General features: G+C 75.0%; 15 protein-coding genes. 2 read left to right on the top strand and 13 right to left on the bottom strand.

Annotated elements, in window-relative coordinates; genetic code table 11:
• Positions 1-599, bottom strand: a 599-nt coding sequence (locus tag ACFV61_RS17595; RefSeq protein WP_380492506.1) for an undecaprenyl-diphosphate phosphatase, incomplete at its 3' end; no start/stop codon positions are given.
• Between the two features lie 147 nt (positions 600-746).
• On the bottom strand, positions 747-1,559 hold the full coding sequence (locus ACFV61_RS17590; protein WP_063348312.1) for an NRDE family protein: 813 nt from the start codon (positions 1,557-1,559) through the stop codon (positions 747-749).
• A 242-nt stretch (positions 1,560-1,801) separates the two neighbouring features.
• On the opposite strand from ACFV61_RS17590, the gene ACFV61_RS17585 reads away from it, so the two are divergent.
• Both ACFV61_RS17585 and ACFV61_RS17580 read left to right on the top strand, forming a co-directional pair.
• On the top strand, positions 1,802-2,287 hold the full coding sequence (locus ACFV61_RS17585; protein ID WP_063348311.1) for a carboxymuconolactone decarboxylase family protein: 486 nt from the start codon (positions 1,802-1,804) through the stop codon (positions 2,285-2,287).
• A gap of 11 nt (positions 2,288-2,298) precedes the next feature.
• Complete coding sequence (locus ACFV61_RS17580; protein WP_380492504.1) at positions 2,299-3,132, top strand: isocitrate lyase/phosphoenolpyruvate mutase family protein; 834 nt, start codon at positions 2,299-2,301, stop codon at positions 3,130-3,132.
• Between the two features lie 176 nt (positions 3,133-3,308).
• Here the strand turns inward: ACFV61_RS17580 and ACFV61_RS17575 are convergent, their stop codons facing one another.
• The 11 genes from ACFV61_RS17575 to ACFV61_RS17525 all read right to left on the bottom strand — a co-directional run bounded on the left by ACFV61_RS17575 (position 3,309) and on the right by ACFV61_RS17525 (position 14,289).
• Positions 3,309-3,566, bottom strand: a complete 258-nt coding sequence (locus tag ACFV61_RS17575) for a hypothetical protein (RefSeq protein ID WP_380492502.1) — start codon at positions 3,564-3,566, stop codon at positions 3,309-3,311.
• A gap of 43 nt (positions 3,567-3,609) precedes the next feature.
• Positions 3,610-4,716, bottom strand: a complete 1,107-nt coding sequence (locus ACFV61_RS17570; RefSeq protein ID WP_380428808.1) for a cytochrome P450 — start codon at positions 4,714-4,716, stop codon at positions 3,610-3,612.
• Positions 4,680-6,128, bottom strand: a complete 1,449-nt coding sequence (locus ACFV61_RS17565) for a cytochrome P450 (protein WP_380492500.1) — start codon at positions 6,126-6,128, stop codon at positions 4,680-4,682. Before ACFV61_RS17565 ends, ACFV61_RS17570 begins: the two co-directional genes overlap by 37 nt.
• Entirely contained in the window at positions 6,125-6,760 is a 636-nt protein-coding gene (locus tag ACFV61_RS17560) for an ATP/GTP-binding protein (RefSeq protein WP_380335493.1), read from the bottom strand. Before ACFV61_RS17560 ends, ACFV61_RS17565 begins: the two co-directional genes overlap by 4 nt.
• The gene (locus ACFV61_RS17555) at positions 6,738-7,085 is read right to left on the bottom strand and encodes a DUF742 domain-containing protein (protein ID WP_063348308.1); all 348 of its coding nucleotides are present in this window, start codon (positions 7,083-7,085) and stop codon (positions 6,738-6,740) included. The genes ACFV61_RS17560 and ACFV61_RS17555 overlap by 23 nt, the downstream gene beginning before the upstream one ends.
• The gene (locus ACFV61_RS17550; protein WP_063348307.1) at positions 7,082-7,495 is read right to left on the bottom strand and encodes a roadblock/LC7 domain-containing protein; all 414 of its coding nucleotides are present in this window, start codon (positions 7,493-7,495) and stop codon (positions 7,082-7,084) included. Before ACFV61_RS17550 ends, ACFV61_RS17555 begins: the two co-directional genes overlap by 4 nt.
• A complete protein-coding gene (locus tag ACFV61_RS17545; protein WP_380374917.1) occupies positions 7,479-8,747 on the bottom strand; it encodes a sensor histidine kinase in 1,269 nt (422 codons plus the stop codon). Before ACFV61_RS17545 ends, ACFV61_RS17550 begins: the two co-directional genes overlap by 17 nt.
• A 233-nt stretch (positions 8,748-8,980) precedes the next feature.
• A complete protein-coding gene (locus ACFV61_RS17540) occupies positions 8,981-11,242 on the bottom strand; it encodes a SpoIIE family protein phosphatase (protein WP_380492498.1) in 2,262 nt (753 codons plus the stop codon).
• A gap of 82 nt (positions 11,243-11,324) precedes the next feature.
• Positions 11,325-12,455 carry a PP2C family protein-serine/threonine phosphatase gene (locus tag ACFV61_RS17535; RefSeq protein ID WP_380428817.1) on the bottom strand — a complete coding sequence of 377 codons (1,131 nt, stop codon included), beginning with the start codon at positions 12,453-12,455 and terminating at the stop codon, positions 11,325-11,327.
• Between the two features lie 349 nt (positions 12,456-12,804).
• Positions 12,805-13,374 carry a TetR/AcrR family transcriptional regulator gene (locus ACFV61_RS17530; protein WP_063348304.1) on the bottom strand — a complete coding sequence of 190 codons (570 nt, stop codon included), beginning with the start codon at positions 13,372-13,374 and terminating at the stop codon, positions 12,805-12,807.
• A gap of 87 nt (positions 13,375-13,461) precedes the next feature.
• Positions 13,462-14,289 (bottom strand): alpha/beta fold hydrolase, encoded by an 828-nt coding sequence (locus ACFV61_RS17525; protein WP_380492496.1) that lies wholly within the window; start codon positions 14,287-14,289, stop codon positions 13,462-13,464.
• Positions 14,290-14,582 lie beyond the last annotated feature (293 nt).

The raw sequence follows: 14,582 nt of genomic DNA, 5'->3' as shown, positions 1-14,582 counted from the left end.
GTGTGCGGGGGGCGGCTCTGCGCGCGCCGCCGCGGGCGGGCGGCGCGCGGGGGCGGCCCCCCCCCCCCCCCCCCCCCCCCCGCCCCCGGCGGGGCGCGGGGGGGGGGGGCCCGCCCCCCCCCCCCCCCCCCGCGGCCGGTGCCGCCGCGCTTGAGCCGTTCGGCACCGAGCAGCACCAGCCCGTTGAGGGCCAGGAAGACGGCGGCCGGGACGGGCTTGCCGAGCGCGTTGCGCAGCGCCTTCTCCAGGGCGAGGCCCGCCACCCCGACCGGGATGGTGGAGATGATCAGCAGCCAGGCGAGCTTCTCGTCCCGGCTCTCGACCCGGCGGCGGCGGATCGAGCTGAAGAAGCCGCCGATCACCCGGACCCAGTCCTTGCGGAAGAACACCACCAGCGCGAACGCGGTGGCCAGGTGCAGGCCGACCAGGACGGCGAGGTAGGAGGAGCCCTCGGCGGTCATGTCGAGGTCCCGCTGGATCTTCCCGCCGATCAGGGCGGGGAGCAGGATGCTGTGGCCCAGGCTGGAGACCGGGAAGAGTTCCGTCACACCCTGCAGCAGGCCGACGCCTATCGCTTCCGGGTAGGTCAGGGTGGACATCGCGCACCTTCGCTCGGGGGTCTGGATCCGGGGGAGCCCCGCGAAGCTACTACGGGCATGTAGACGCCCGGCAGCCCCGCCGCCAGAAGTTCATCGAGCGGACGTCTGGGCGCCACCGCTGCCGGCCAGTCGCCGGTTGGCAGCCGGTCAGCCGCCGGACCGCGCCGCCGACCCGCCTCCGCCGAGCGGCACCCGCCGCCACGCCCCGCCGTCGGCGGGCACCGGCGCGGGGGCGAAGTCGTAGCGCGGCCCGTCCGGCCCGAGCGCGAGCAGCGAGATCGAGGAGGACCCCCAGATCCGCCCGTCGCCGAAGTCCCGCCGCTGGATCAGCGCCGCGTCGTCGTCCAGCGGCAGGCCGTCGCCCGTGACGATCGGCAGCCAGTCGCCCCAGGCCCGTTCGGCGGGCCCGTCGCCGGTCGGCTCCGGCCGGGGCGCGGCGGCGAGGCGGGCCCGGAAGCGGTCGGCGCGGGCGGCCATCAGCGCGCGGATCCGCTCGGAGGCGGTCCGGTTGGCGGCCGTGCCCTCCAGCCCGTCGTTGAGCACCACGCTGAGGCCGACCGGCAGTTCGCGCTCCTCCAGCCGGCCGCCGCCCCAGCTGGCGACCCGGGCGCCGTCGGGCCGGACCAGGACGAGGTGGAACGGGTCGTACGGGGTGAGGTCGAGGTGGCCGATCCCGCCGTCCCGGACGGCGGTGAGCGGCAGTTCGCCACGGGACAGCCGGGTGTCGGCGGGGGCGAGCGGCCCGAAGCCGTTCAGCAGGCAGGCGGCGGTCCGCCGCCCGGGGTCGACGGCCAGCCAGGTGCCGCCGGCGGCGAGGTCGAGTCCGCCGACCAGGGCCGGCCGGTCCGGCCAGTGGTGGTCCGGCGGCAGCCAGCCGCGCCCCAGGTACTCGTCCCGGACGGAGAGGAGCAGCACCGGCACGGCCGCTCCCGGTTCGATGCTGACGAACGCCGTACACACGATCGCGGCCCCCTGACCTCGCCCGGCGGGGGCACGCGTGGTGGCGCCCCCACGGTCGATCCTCGCACTCCCGTTCGCGCGCCGGGAGTGCGCGTCCGCGCCCTGAGGCGCCCAGGGCCCTCCCTTTTCGGCCGCCGCCGTGGCACACTCGCCCCACGGCCGGGCGCAGGCCGAAGTGGCCCAGGATTTCGCGGTTCAAATGCACCAGGGAACAGGTCCACCAGGTCCCTAGGCTGGTGGCCATGACGACGAACGAGCACCAGCCGACCGAGGCCCCGGTCCCGGCCCCCGCCCAGCGCCTCGCGCTGCACAGCCTGGCCCCCGACTTCTACCAGGCCATGATCGCGGTGGACCGCGCCGCCCGGAAGGGCATCGACCACACGCTCGCCGAGCTGGTCAAGGTGCACGCCTCGATGATCAACGGCTGCGCCTTCTGCATCGACATGCACAGCACCGACGCCCTGAAGGGCGGCGAGCAGGACCACCGGCTGCTCTCCCTCCCGGCCTGGCGCGAGACCCCCTGGTTCACCGCCCGGGAGCGGGCCGCGCTGGCCCTCACCGAGTCGGTCACCCTGCTGACCCAGGGCCACGTCCCGGACGCGGTCTACGCCGAGGCGGCCGCCCAGTTCGACGAGACCGAGCTGGCCCAGCTGATCGCGCTGATCGTCACCATCAACGCCTGGAACCGGATCGGGGTGGCCTCCCGGCTCAGCCCGGCCGCCAAGTGAGGCCCGGGGACATGACGAACATGGCGGACATGGTGGACATGGTGGACGTCCAGCAGGAGAAGGCCCGGCTGCTCCGGGAACTGCACCGGCCGGGCGAGCCGCTGGTGCTCGCCAACGTGTGGGACGCGGCGAGCGCCCGCCTGGTCGCCGCCGCCGGAGCGCGGGCGGTGGCGACGGCCAGTGCGAGCGTCTCCTGGTCGCTCGGCAGCCGGGACGGCGGCGGCGCCGACCTCGAACAGGTCCTCGTGCGGACGGCGCAGGTGGTCCGTGCGGTGGACCTGCCGGTCACCGCCGACCTGGAGAGCGGCTTCGCGCGGACCGCCGCCGGCGTCGGCGAGTCCGTCGCCGCGCTGCTGGCCACCGGCGCGGTCGGCGTCAACCTGGAGGACGAGGGCCGGCCGGTGGCCGAGGCCGCCGAGCGGATCGCGGCGGCCCGGGCGGCGGCGGACGCGGCGGGCGTGCCCGCCTACGTCAACGCGCGCACCGACGTGTTCCTGCACGGGATCGGCGCGCCGGAGGGCCGGCTGGACGACGCGGTGCGCCGGCTGCGGGCCTACGTCGAGGCGGGTGCGGACGGCGTGTTCGTGCCCGGTGTCGCGGACCGGGAGACGATCACCGCGCTGGCCGCGGCCGTCCCGGTGCCGCTGAACGTGCTGGCGGGGCCGGGCGCGCCGTCCGTCCCGGAGCTGGCGAAGCTGGGCGTGGCCCGGGTGAGCCTCGGCCCCGGGCTGGCCGAGGTGGCGTACGCGGCGGTGCGCCGGGCCGCCGCGGAGGTGTACGCGAGCGGCACCTACACCGCCCTGGAGGGCGGGCTGACCTACCAGGAGCTGAACGGCCTCTTCTGAGCGGGCTTCTCGCGGTCAGATCGGCGCGGAGCGGGCCCGGCGGCGCGGGCCGGGCGGTCCGGCGGCGCCGGGCGGGCCCGGGAACGGCGAAGCCCCGGTTGCCGCCGACGGGGGTGGCGGCAACCGGGGCGGTGCCCGGTGGGCGTGGTCAGCCGATCCGGGTCAGTCGATCCGGGTCAGCCGATCTGACCGCTGAGCCCCGGGTGGGTCATCTGGTTGGTGCCGACGGCCTCCACCTCCTGGGCGGTGTGGCCGACCACCGGCAACTTGCCGGCGGCGTGGATGGCGAGGTCGGCCGGGGAGAGGTTGAGACCGTCGGTGAGGCCCCCGGTGGCGTCCGGGGAGCTCGCGGTCTGGGTGGTGGCGGACGCCGCCGGGGCGGCGAGCGCGAGGCCCGCCATGGTGAGGGCGGTCAGGGTGGCGAGTTTCTTCATGCACTGCCGAACGACCCGGGCCGCCTTCAGGTAACCGGGCGGCTCAGACCGTCACCCGCAGGGTTCGCACGCTGTTGCTGATGAAGGAGCCGATCGGCTCCGGCGCGTCGCCCTCGGCGAGGGCCAGCCCGGGGAACCGTCCGAACAGGTGCCGCAGCGCGGTCTCGGCCTCCAGCCGGGCCAGTCCGGAGCCGAGGCAGAAGTGCGGGCCGTGGCCGAGCGACAGGTGCCGGTTGGGCCGCCGGGTGACGTCGAAGCGGTCGGCGTCCGGGTGGTGCCCGGCGTCGCGGCCGGCCGCCGCGTAGGAGGCGAGCAGCGCCTCGCCGCGCCGGATCACCACGTCACCGACCTCGATGTCCTCGGTCGCGTAGCGCAGCGGGAACTGGCCGACCGGCGAGTCGTAGCGCAGCGTCTCCTCGATGACCGCCGACCACGGCTGCTCGCCGGAGAGCACCAGCCGCAGCTGGTCGGGGTGGGCGAGCAGGGCCCGGACGGCGTTGGTGATCAGGTTGAGCGTGGTCTCGTGCCCGGCGACCAGCATCAGCAGCAGGGTGCCGACCAGTTCGGCCTCGCTGAGCCGGTCCCCGGCCTCGCGGGCGGCGATCAGGTCGGTGGTGAGGTCGTCGCCGGGCGCGGCCCGCTTGGCCGCCACCACGGAGCCCAGCAGCGCGTACAGGGCCTGCTGCGCGGCGGCGGCCGCCGCCGGGGTGGCCGAGCTGGAGACCAGGGTGTCGGAGAGCTCGTGCAGCCTGTCCTGCTCCTCCAGCGCCAGGCCGAGCAGTTCGCCGATCACCTGCATCGGCAGCGGGTAGGCGAAGTGCTCGCGCAGGTCGAACGCGCCGTCCAGCTCGGCGACCCGGTCGAGCAGCGAGACGGTGCGGGCCTCGATCGCGGGCGCCAGGTCGGCTATTCGGCGCGGGGTGAAGGCCTGGCTGACCAGGCCGCGCAGCCGCCGGTGGTCGTCGCCGTCGGCGGTGACCATGCCGGGCACGGTGACGAAGTTGAGCAGCGGCCAGCCCTGGGGCAGCCGGCCCTCCCGGAAGGTCGTCCACAGCTGGGCGTTCTTGCCCACCCGGTGGTCGGCGAGCAGCGCCTGGAGGGTGTCGTGGTGGGTTATCGCCCAGACCACCACCCCGCCAGGGAGCTCCACCAGGACCGCGGGGCCGGCCGCCCGGAGGCGGGCGTTCTCCTGGTGCTGGTCGCGTCCGAAGGGGTCGAGTCTGACGGGCTCGGGTCGGGGGTCGACGGCGGTGTCCATGCGGGCCTTTCGGGGGCTGGCGGGCGGGGCGGGGTGAAGGCGCTGTACAGCACCGGCAGGCCGAGCAGGGCCCGTGACCACGGGGACGGGCGCCATCCCAGGTCGCCGGCGGGGACGGCGAGTTGGAGATCGGGCAGGCGGTGCAGCAGGGTCTCGACGGCGGTCTCGACGATGATCCGGGCCGGGTGCTGGGCCGGGCAGACGTGCCGTCCGGCGCCCCAGGCGAGGTGGGCCCGGTTGCCGCCGAGCGAGCCCTGGGCGGCGGAGGCGACGCCCTGGGCGGCCGGGTCGGCGTTGGCCGCGGCCAGGCCGAGGACGAGCATGTCGCCGGCGCTGATGTACTGGCCGCCGAGGACGGTGTCGCCGGTGGCCCAGCGGCCGGGGAAGTTCTGCGTCGGCGGGTCGCGCCAGAGCACCTCCTCCAGCGCGTCGGAGACGGTGAGCCGCCCGCCGGTGAGGGTGGCCCGGAACCGGCGGTCGGTGAGTAGCAGCCGCAGCGTGTTGCCGGTCCAGTTGATGCTGGTCTCGTTGCCCGCGACCAGCATCACCACCAGGTGGTGCACGGCCTCCTCGTCGGTGAGCCCGGCCGGGTGGGCGAGCAGCCAGGAGGTGAGGTCGGCGCTGGGGGCGGTCCGGCGGCGCCGGACCAGGTCGACCAGGATCGCCTGGAACTCGGCGTTGGCGCGCACCGACTTGGGGCCGCTGTCCACGAAGTGGCTGATCAGCTCGACCAGGTGGGGCCCGGCCTCGCGGGGCAGGCCGACCAGCTGGGTGAAGACCAGCAGCGGCAGCGGGCGGGCGTACTGGGCGATCAGGTCGGCGGTGCCGTCCGGGCCCCAGCTGTCGATGAGGTCGTTGGCGCAGGCCTCGGTGGTCTCGCGCAGCTGGCGGTGGTCGATCTGGGAGAGGGTGTCCGAGACGGCGGAGCGCAGCCGCTGGTGCTCGGCGCCGTCCAGGTTGAGCAGGGTGGGCCGCCAGGAGGTCATCGGCAGCAGCCGGGAGTCGGGGGACAGCCGGCCCTCGGCGGGCACCCGCCAGCGGCGCGAGTCCTTGGAGAACAGCGCCTCGTTGCGGGTGAGTTCGAGCAGTTCGGCGTAGCCGAGGACGAGCCAGGCCTCGACCCCGGGCTCCAGCTCGATCGGCGCGACCGGGCCGTAGCGCTGGCGCAGCCGGGCGTACAGGCCGTGCGGGTCCTCGGCGACGGCGGGGCCGTACAGCGGGGTCAGCGGGAGGCCGGCGGGCAGGCTGCCGCCGTGCGGGAACGGGCAGCCGGGGGAGGCGGTGCCGGGTTCGGGCGCGGTCATCCCTGGAGCTCCAGGATCGAGCTGCGGTGCAGGTGGTCGACGAAGTCGATCAGCAGGTCGTAGGACTGCCGCCGGTCGCGGGCGTCGCAGTGCAGGATCGGTACCTCCGGCAGCAGGTCGAGGGCGGAGCGCAGCTCCTCCTCGGGGTAACTCGGCGTGTCCGAGAAGGTGTTGACCGCCACGGCGAACGGGATGCGCTGCTCTTCCAGGCGGCCGAGCACGTCGAAGCTCTCGTCCGGGCGGCGCAGGTCGACCATGGCGATGGCGCCGAGCGCGCCGCGCGACAGGTCGTCCCAGAGCGGCCAGAACCGCCGCTGGCCGGGTGTGCCGAACAGGTACAGCGCGAGCCGCGGGTTGAGCGTGATCCGGCCGAAGTCGAGCGCGACCGTGGTGGTGGTCTTGCCGGCGCGCCCGGTGAGGTCGTCGATGCCGCTGCTGGCGGCGGTCATCGTCTCCTCGGTGCGCAGCGGAGTGATCTCGCTGAGCGAGCCGACCAGCGTGGTCTTGCCGACCCCGAACGGGCCGGTGACCAGGATCTTCACCGCGCCCTGGACCGAGGACGGCAGGTACCGCGGCTCGGCGGGCAGGTCGGCGGTGGCCCCGGGGGCTTCAGCGGAGTTGGCGGAGGCCAACGAGCACCTCTTCCAGAAGGGTTGCGGGCAGGCGTTCGGCCTGCGGGACGGGCGGGAGGACCTGGACGGCGCCGAGGTCCCAGAGGTCGCCGACCAGCACCTTGACGACGCCGAGCGGCAGCCCCAGGTGGGCCGCCACCTCGGCGATCGACAGCAGGCTGTGGCAGAGCGCGAGGATGCGCCGGTGCTCGCGGTTGAGCAGGGCGTGGTCGGGGAGCTCCGGCGGCTCGGGTAACGCGCTGACCAGGCTCTCGACGGCCAGCTCGGCCCGGGTGGACCGGCTGCGGCCACCGGTGATGACGTAGGGCCGGACCGGCCCGCTCACCGGTGCCCCCCCGCCGCGTGGTCGACCCGCGGCGGGCTGGTGAGGTGGCTGCCGATCCGTTCGACCAGGACCTGCATCTGGTAGGCGACCAGGCCGGCGTCCACGGCGTCGCTGGTCACCACGGCCAGGTGCGCGCCGGCCCCGGCGGCGACGATGAACAGGTAGCCGCCGCCGTACTCGATGATGATCTGGCGGGTGGCGCTGCCCGGTCCGCCGAACCCGGTCGCGACGCCGCGGGCCAGCGACTGGAGTCCGGAGCAGGCGGCGGCGAGCCGTTCGGCGTCCTCGCGCGCGATGTTCGCGCTGCGGCCGATCTCCAGGCCGTCGTTGGAGACGACGACGGCGTGCTGGACCTGCGGGACGTTGACGATGTCGGCGAGCATCCAGCCGAGATCAGGGGTGGTGGTCATGGAACTCTCCGGAGCGCTGGGGAAGTCGGGGGGAAGCGGGCAGGGAAGGGTCGTGCTGGGCCTGGACCCGGGCGGCCGATCGGCCGCTGGCGGTGCCGGCCTGGAACATCGCCATGAACGCCTGCGCGTCCCGGGCCGAGCGGTACGGCGGGGCGGGCGGCGGCGCGGGAGAGGCGTGCTGGGCGGGGCGGGCGGCGCGGTCGCGTCGGTGGCTCCGGCGGGGCAGCGGCGGCGGGGTGTCGGCGGCCGCGGGGGGTCGGCCGGCCGGCGGGGTCTCCACCAGGGGGTGTCCGGCGGGGTGTCCGGTCGGCCGGAAATCGGTGCTGAACGCCCGGTCGTCCGGTCCGAGGCCGGGGACGGTGGGCGGCAGCGGTTCGGTGAGCAGGGCGTTCGGCAGCATCACGACGACGCGGACGCCGCCGTACGGCGAGGGCGCCGAGCTGAGGGTGACCCGGAAGCCGTACTGCTCGGCCAGCCGGCCGACCGCGGCGAGGCCCAGCTGCGGCACCTCGCCGAGCCGGGAGACCTCCAGGCTGGTGCCGCCGGCGAGGGCGGCGGCGGCCTTGGCGACGGCCTGTTCCGGCATGCCGACGCCACCGTCGTCGATCTCGATGACGGCTCCGTTGTGCACCGGCATCAGGGTGACGAACACCTGGGTGCTGGGCGGGGAGTAGCGGGTGGCGTTGTCCAGCAGCTCGGCGACGGCGTGGATCAGCGCCTCGGCGGCGGCGCCGACCACGGCGGTCTCGATCCGGCTGCGGACCACCACCCGCTGGAACGGCAGGATGCGGGACTGGGCGCCGCGCACGACGTCCTCCAGCGAGACCGGCTCGGGCCAGTGCCGGCCGGCCCGCGCGCCGCACAGCACGGCCAGGGTCTGGGCCAGCCGGGCCTGTTGGGCGGCGGCGTGGTCGGCCTTGAGCAGGCCCTCCAGCAGCGCCGGGTCGTCGTGGGTGCGTTCCATCTCGTCGAGCAGGGCCTGCTGGTCGTGGGCCATGACGAGGATGCGGCGGGCGACGCTGAGGAAGGCCCGCTGGGTGGAGGCGGTGAGTTCCTGCTCCTGCTGGACGGCGGCCAGGTCGGCGCCGCGGCGGGAGAGTTCGGCGCCCAGCTGCTCCTGGAGCCGGGCGAGGTCGCGTCGCAGCCGGTCGGCGCGGCGGCGCTGGGTGACGGACACGGCGCGGTACCGGGCGGTGGCCACGAGGGCGAGGGCGGCGAGTACGCCGGTTGCCGTTGTGCACCACTGAGTCATCGTCACGCCGCGAATTCTAGGGTGATGATCCTACGAAGGTGTGAACGGATCTCGCCAAGTGACCGGATCTCGTCAATATCCAGTCAATACGGCGTCAAACCGGCGCCGTTCGACCGCGATCCGGACGGCCCGAGGACGTTCGTCCCCGGTGGGGCGCCTGCGGCGCGTCGGCCGGGCCGGGCGGCAGATGGCCGAGTCACGTCCCGGGATGTGTGGGGAACGTGTGCACGGTGTTACGGAAGGGGCGACGTCCGGTGCAGGAGCAACAGCGCCACGTCGTCCGGCCGGGACCGCCGCTCGGTCACGTTCAGCGTGAGCAGGTCGGCCAGCCGCTCCAGCGCGGGCGCCGCGCCGACCCGGGTCGGGCCGGTCTGCCGGGCCCACAGCTCCAGCCCGCCGAGCATCCGCTGCACCGACTCGTCGTAGTCCTCCTCGCGGTCCTCGACCAGCCCGTCGGTGTACACCAGCAGCGTCTCGCCGACCGCCAGCCGGCCGTCCGTCAGCGGGTACGGCTGCCCCGGGTCCACGCCCAGCGGCGGCCCGCCCGGCAGATCGAGCTCGACGGCCCTGCCGTCCGCGATCCGCACCGGCGCGGGATGCCCGGCCCGGGCCGCGGTCAGCGCGCCGTCGGCCGGGTCCAGGGCCAGGAAGAGGCAGGTCGCGAACAGGTCGGTGTCCAGCTCGGTCAGCAGCCGGCTGGTCCGGGCCAGCGTGGCGGCCGGATCGTGCCCGTCCGTCGCGTACGCCCGCAGGCCGCTGCGCAGCTGGCCCATCACCGCCGTCGCCTCCGCGTTGTGGCCCTGGACGTCGCCGATCACCAGCCCGATCCGGCCGTCCGGCAGCCTCAGCAGGTCGTACCAGTCGCCGCCGATCTGCATGCCCTCGGTGCTCGGCAGATAGCGGGCGGCACTGGCGATCCCGGGCAGCCGGGGCAGGGTGCGCGGCAGCATCGCGCGCTGCAGCTCGGTGGCGCGGTGGTGGTGGGTGTCGTACAGCCGGGCCCGCTCCAGGGACTGCGCCAGGATCCCGGCGAACGCCGAGTACAGGGTGCGGTCCTCCCGGCCGAACGCCCGCTCGGCGGAGAAGGTGATCAGGCAGGAGCCCACCTGCCGCCCGGAGGCGACCAGCGGCAGCACCGCCCAGGAGGCCGGGGTGAGCGGGCCGTGCCGGCCCCGGTCCGGGCCGGGCTCGCTGAACAGCGGGGCCGAGCGGGTCAGCGCGTGCTGCATCACGTTCTCGGAGAGGTCCGCCAGCCGGGTCAGCTCGGTGCGCCTGGGCCCGCCGTACACGGTGTGCGAGACGGGCAGCAGCCGGCCCTCGTCCACCAGGTCCAGGACGATGCTGGCGGCGCCGAACGCCGGGCGGGCGACGTCCGTGACGGCGGTGGTGACGTCCCGGACGGTCACCGCCCGCGACAGCGACCGGGTGAGCGCGAGCAGCAGCGCCGTCCGGGCCCCGGCCGGGGTGGACTGTTCCTCGGGCTGCTGCCCTGGGTGTTCCCGGCCCTGGTCCCGGCCGCGGCCCTGGCCCCGGTCGGAGAGCAGCCCGGCGACCCGGACCGGCCGGCCGTGGACGTCCAGCATCACCTCGCCGGTCTCCTCGATCCGCGCCACCCTGCCGCCCCCGCGCAGCACCCGGTACCCGATCCGGTACCACCCGCCGGTGGTGAGCGATTCGGCGAGCGCCGCCTGCACGTCCGGCAGGTCCTCCGGGTGGACGATCCGGTCCAGCTCCGGGGCGGAGCCGTCGGCGGTGGCGGGCTGGCCGGTGACCCGGAACGCCGCGGCGTCCCAGTAGCTCTCGCCGGTGACCAGATCGCGTTCGAAGGCGCCGTGCCCGGCCGCCCGGACGGCGAGCGACAGCATCGGGTGGGCCAGCCCGGCGGGGAGGCTGCCGGCCCCGTCCGGCGGCGCCCCGGCCGGGTCCTGGGGTATCCGGGCGTCCGCGTGGTCGAGCAGGTGGGACAGCCGGTGGGCGCAGGCCTCGCCGATGGTCTCCAGGACGTCCAGGTCGCGGCGGGGGACGGTGCCCCGGTGGGCCAGCGCGAGGGCGAGGACGCCGACCGGCCGCTCGTCGACGACCATCGGCAGGGCGATCACGGCGACCATGCCGGTGCCCATGCCGGCGTTCTTGTTCGGGTAGTCGACGCTGGTGTGCTCGGGACTGAGCAGGTAGGGGCGGCGTAACCGCAGGGCCATCGCGGCGGGGAGGTCACCGGCCGGATCGACGATGCTGTAGCGCTCGTGGGCCCAGTCCGGCAGCCCGTGCGAGGCGGTCAGCCGGAGCATTCCCGCGGAATCCAGCAGGTAGAGCGCGGAACCCTCGCCGGTGATCCAGCCCGGCCCCTCGGCGAGGACGGTGCCGAGCAGTTCGGCGGCGCTGGTGCAGCCGAGAAGTAAGCGCACGCAGCGCATGGGGCTGCGGGCGGTGGGACTGCTGCGCGGCGTCCGGCTCTCGTCCTCGGAGGGGGGAACCCACGGCGAGGTCAGGTCCATCGGATACCCGGCCTTTCCGCTCTCGGGGGGTGGGTGCCCTCTGGGTGCCCGAACGGGCACTTAATTCTTCATACCTTATTTCTCAAGCGGGTGCTGAAGCGGGTGAATGGTGACCCAGACGGCGCACCAGCACCAGCGTCCGGTCGTCCGCCGCGTCCCGCGCCACCGTCCGGACCAGCCGCTCCGCCGCACCCCGGGTGAGCTGCTGCTGCGTCCGCCACGGCCGCACCACCGGCTCGGCCGCCGCCAGCAGCCGACCCACCCCCTCGTCCAGGTCCCGACCCGGCACCTCCACCAGGCCGTCACTGAACAGCAGCAGCGAATCGCCCCGCCGCAGCCGCCCCGACACCGCCGGGTACAGCGCGCCCGACACCAGCCCCAGCGCCGGACCGCCGTGCCCCGACCGCGCCCAGCCGCCGCCGTCCGCCCGGCGGAACTGCGCGGGCGCCGGATGGCCGGCGTTGAACAGCCGGTAGTCGCCCGTCGCCGGACGCAGCGCGAGGTGCACCGCCGTCGCGAAGTCGTCCTCCCAGCCCATCCGCACCAGATGGTCGTTGGCCGCCGGCAGGAACGCCTCCGGCGGCACCCGCCCCAGCAGCATCGCGAACGCGCCCGACAGGTGCGTCGAGCGGGCCGCCGCCCGGCTGCCCTTGCCCGACACGTCCACCAGCAGCAGTTCCAGCAGATCCTCCTCGGGGCGGTGCGCGCACAGCAGGAAGTCACCCGAGAACGAGGTGTCGCCGGCCGGCGCCAGCGCACTGTCGAAGTGCCAGTCGAGCAGCCGCTCCGGAAGCCGGGCCAGCGTCCGGGTGTGCTCGGCCAGCTCCAGCAGCATCGAATCGCCCTGCGTCCCGCGCAGACCCAGCCGGTGCCGGAACCGGTTCGCGGCCAGCACCGTCACCGCGGTCGCGGCCAGTACCAGCGTCACCCCGATCCGCACCCCGAGCGGATCCCGCACCACCGCCCCCAGCACCCCGCCGGCCAGCGCCGCGCACACCAGCACCAGCAGCTGCCCGCGCCGCAACAGCAGCCCGCCGACCACCAGCGGCAGCACCAGCGCCGACGGCGGCCAGCTGTACGGCAGCACGATCGGCAGGACGCTCAGCACCGCCGTCACCCCGAGCAGCACCCCCAGCGCGTACCGCGCCGCCCGGGCGTTCCCGTCCAGCAGCCGCAGGTACCACCGCCGCGCCCTCGCTATCGGTGCGGGCACGTGGACCTCCGCCAAGGGGTCGGCGGTCCCCTGTCATGACCACCAGTCAGCCCGGCCACACTAACCCGTCCACCCCCACCACCCCCAGGCCCGCTGCCTGCCCGCCGCACGGAAAGTCGGCGGGTCCGACTTCTCGTGCACGCCGCGCCTGCTGCGCATGCCTCGTACGCCGCGCCTGCCGCGCGCACGCCCTGCCGCCGGCTGTTTCCGGGCGCGCCCCCGCGTCCGCCTGTTGCACGGGAAGTCGGCGGGTCCGACTTCTCGCGCATGCCTCACCCGGGGCGCTGGCCGTTCCGCCGTCGTGGGAGGCCGGGCGGGTCGTGCCGCGGCCGGTGCGGTGGCCGGTGTCTCAGGGGGTGGGCCAGGTGCGGAGGCCGGTGGTGAGGAGGGTGATGAGGCGGCTCTGGGTGGTGGCCAGGTCTTCGGCGAGCTGGAAGCCGCCGCCGATGGAGAGGGAGGCGAAGCCGTGGGCGACGGAGCGGACGGTGCGGGCGGCGTGGATCGCCTCCGCGCCGTCGAGGCCGTACTCCCGCAGGACGGCGATGATCACCCCGACGAGCCGGCCGGCCGCGCGGGTGAGGTCGTCGTCCGGCTGCGGGGCCTGGGGGAGGGCGTTGTAGCGGTGCGGGTGCTCGGTGGCGTACGCGTGGTAGGCGCGCAGCACGGTGGCGACGGCGTCGTCCCCGCTGCGGCCGACGGCGGCCTCGGCGAGCCGGTCGGCGAGTTCCTCGGTGACCCGGACGGCGATGAGCCGCCGCAGTTCGGTGAGGCCGCCGCTGACGTGCTTGTACAGCGACGGGGTGGCGACCCCGGCCCGGGCGGCGACGGCGGCCAGGGTGAGGGCGTCGGCGCCCTGCTCGTCGATGAGGGCGAGGGCGTGGTCGACGACCTGCTCGGGGGTGAGTCCTACTCGGGGCATGGTGTGGGCTCTCCGTCGGTGGAAGGCGTACGTGGCGGGGCGGCGCGTGGGGGCGGGGCTGACGTGGGCGGACGGGGTGGGCGGGGCTCAGGCGAGTTCGGCGAGGAAGGGCAGCAGGGCGCCGGCGGTGGCCTGCGGGTTGTCGGCCATCGGGTAGTGCCCGGATCCGTCGATCATGACCTTCCGCGCGTTGAGCGCGGCGGCCTGCCGGTCGGCGACGGCTTCCGGCTTGGGGAAGTCGGGGTCCTTGCTGCCCATGATGACGAGCGAGGGGCAGCGGACGGCCGCGGTCCAGCCGACGGGCGCGGAGTCCCCGCCGACGTATCCGCGGGTGGCGGTCTTGCGGCCGGGGGTGCGCATGGCGGCGACGAGTCCGGCCACGTACGTGTCGAAGTCGGCGGGCTTGGCGCCCGGGTAGGCCAGCTTGCGGTGGTAGAGGCCCCAGAAGGCGGGCGAGTGGACGGTCAGGGCGCCCATGACGCGGAGGGCGCCGCGCATGAGGGCGCCGGGCGGGGTGTTCTCGACGAAGGCGTCGATCAGGGCGATGCCGGCGACCCGCTCCGGGGCGTCGCCGGCGGCCTTGACGACTGTCGCGCCGGTGTAGGAGTTGCCGACCAGGACGGCGCGGCCGATGCCGAGGTGGTCGAGCAGGGCGAGGACGTCGGTGGCGATGGCGGCGGGGGAGTAGTCGTCCCAGATGATCGAGGATTCGCCGAAGCCGCGCAGGTCCATGGTGATGACCCGGCGGCCGGCGGCGGCCAGCAGCGGGTGGAGGTGCCGGTAGGCGGCGCGGGTGTCGAGCATTCCGGGGAGCAGCACGACGGGGGTGCCGTCGCCCTGCCGGGTGTCGTCGTAGGCGAGGCGGCCGCCGGTGACGTCGAGGTACTGGGTGGTGGGGGCGCTGGTGGCGTTCATGGTGGGCCTCCGGGGGCTGCCGGTGCGGGCTTCGGTGTGCTGCCGATAGCCATAAAGCTAAGGCTAATAGCCTTAGCCGTCAAGCCTTCGCACCCTGTGGGGCGGGGGAGGTCGGTGGTGAGTGCCTGAATGAAGGGCCGTCCGTTGACGTCCGATCACGTGAGGTGGCGTCAATGGTGTTCAAGCGTGCCCAAGGGGCCCAAGGGGGACAAAACGCCCTTCGCGTCCCAGAGTGCCCCGTCTGTCTCCGGTCGTCCCGGGCGAACGGCTTGGAATCAGGGCCTCCTAGGATT

The sequence above is a fragment of the Kitasatospora sp. NPDC059817 genome (assembly GCF_042731835.1).
Classification (GTDB): Bacteria; Actinomycetota; Actinomycetes; order Streptomycetales; family Streptomycetaceae; genus Kitasatospora.
The sequence above is the reverse complement of the archived record's forward strand: the minus strand, read 5'-3'. Positions and strand labels throughout refer to the sequence as shown.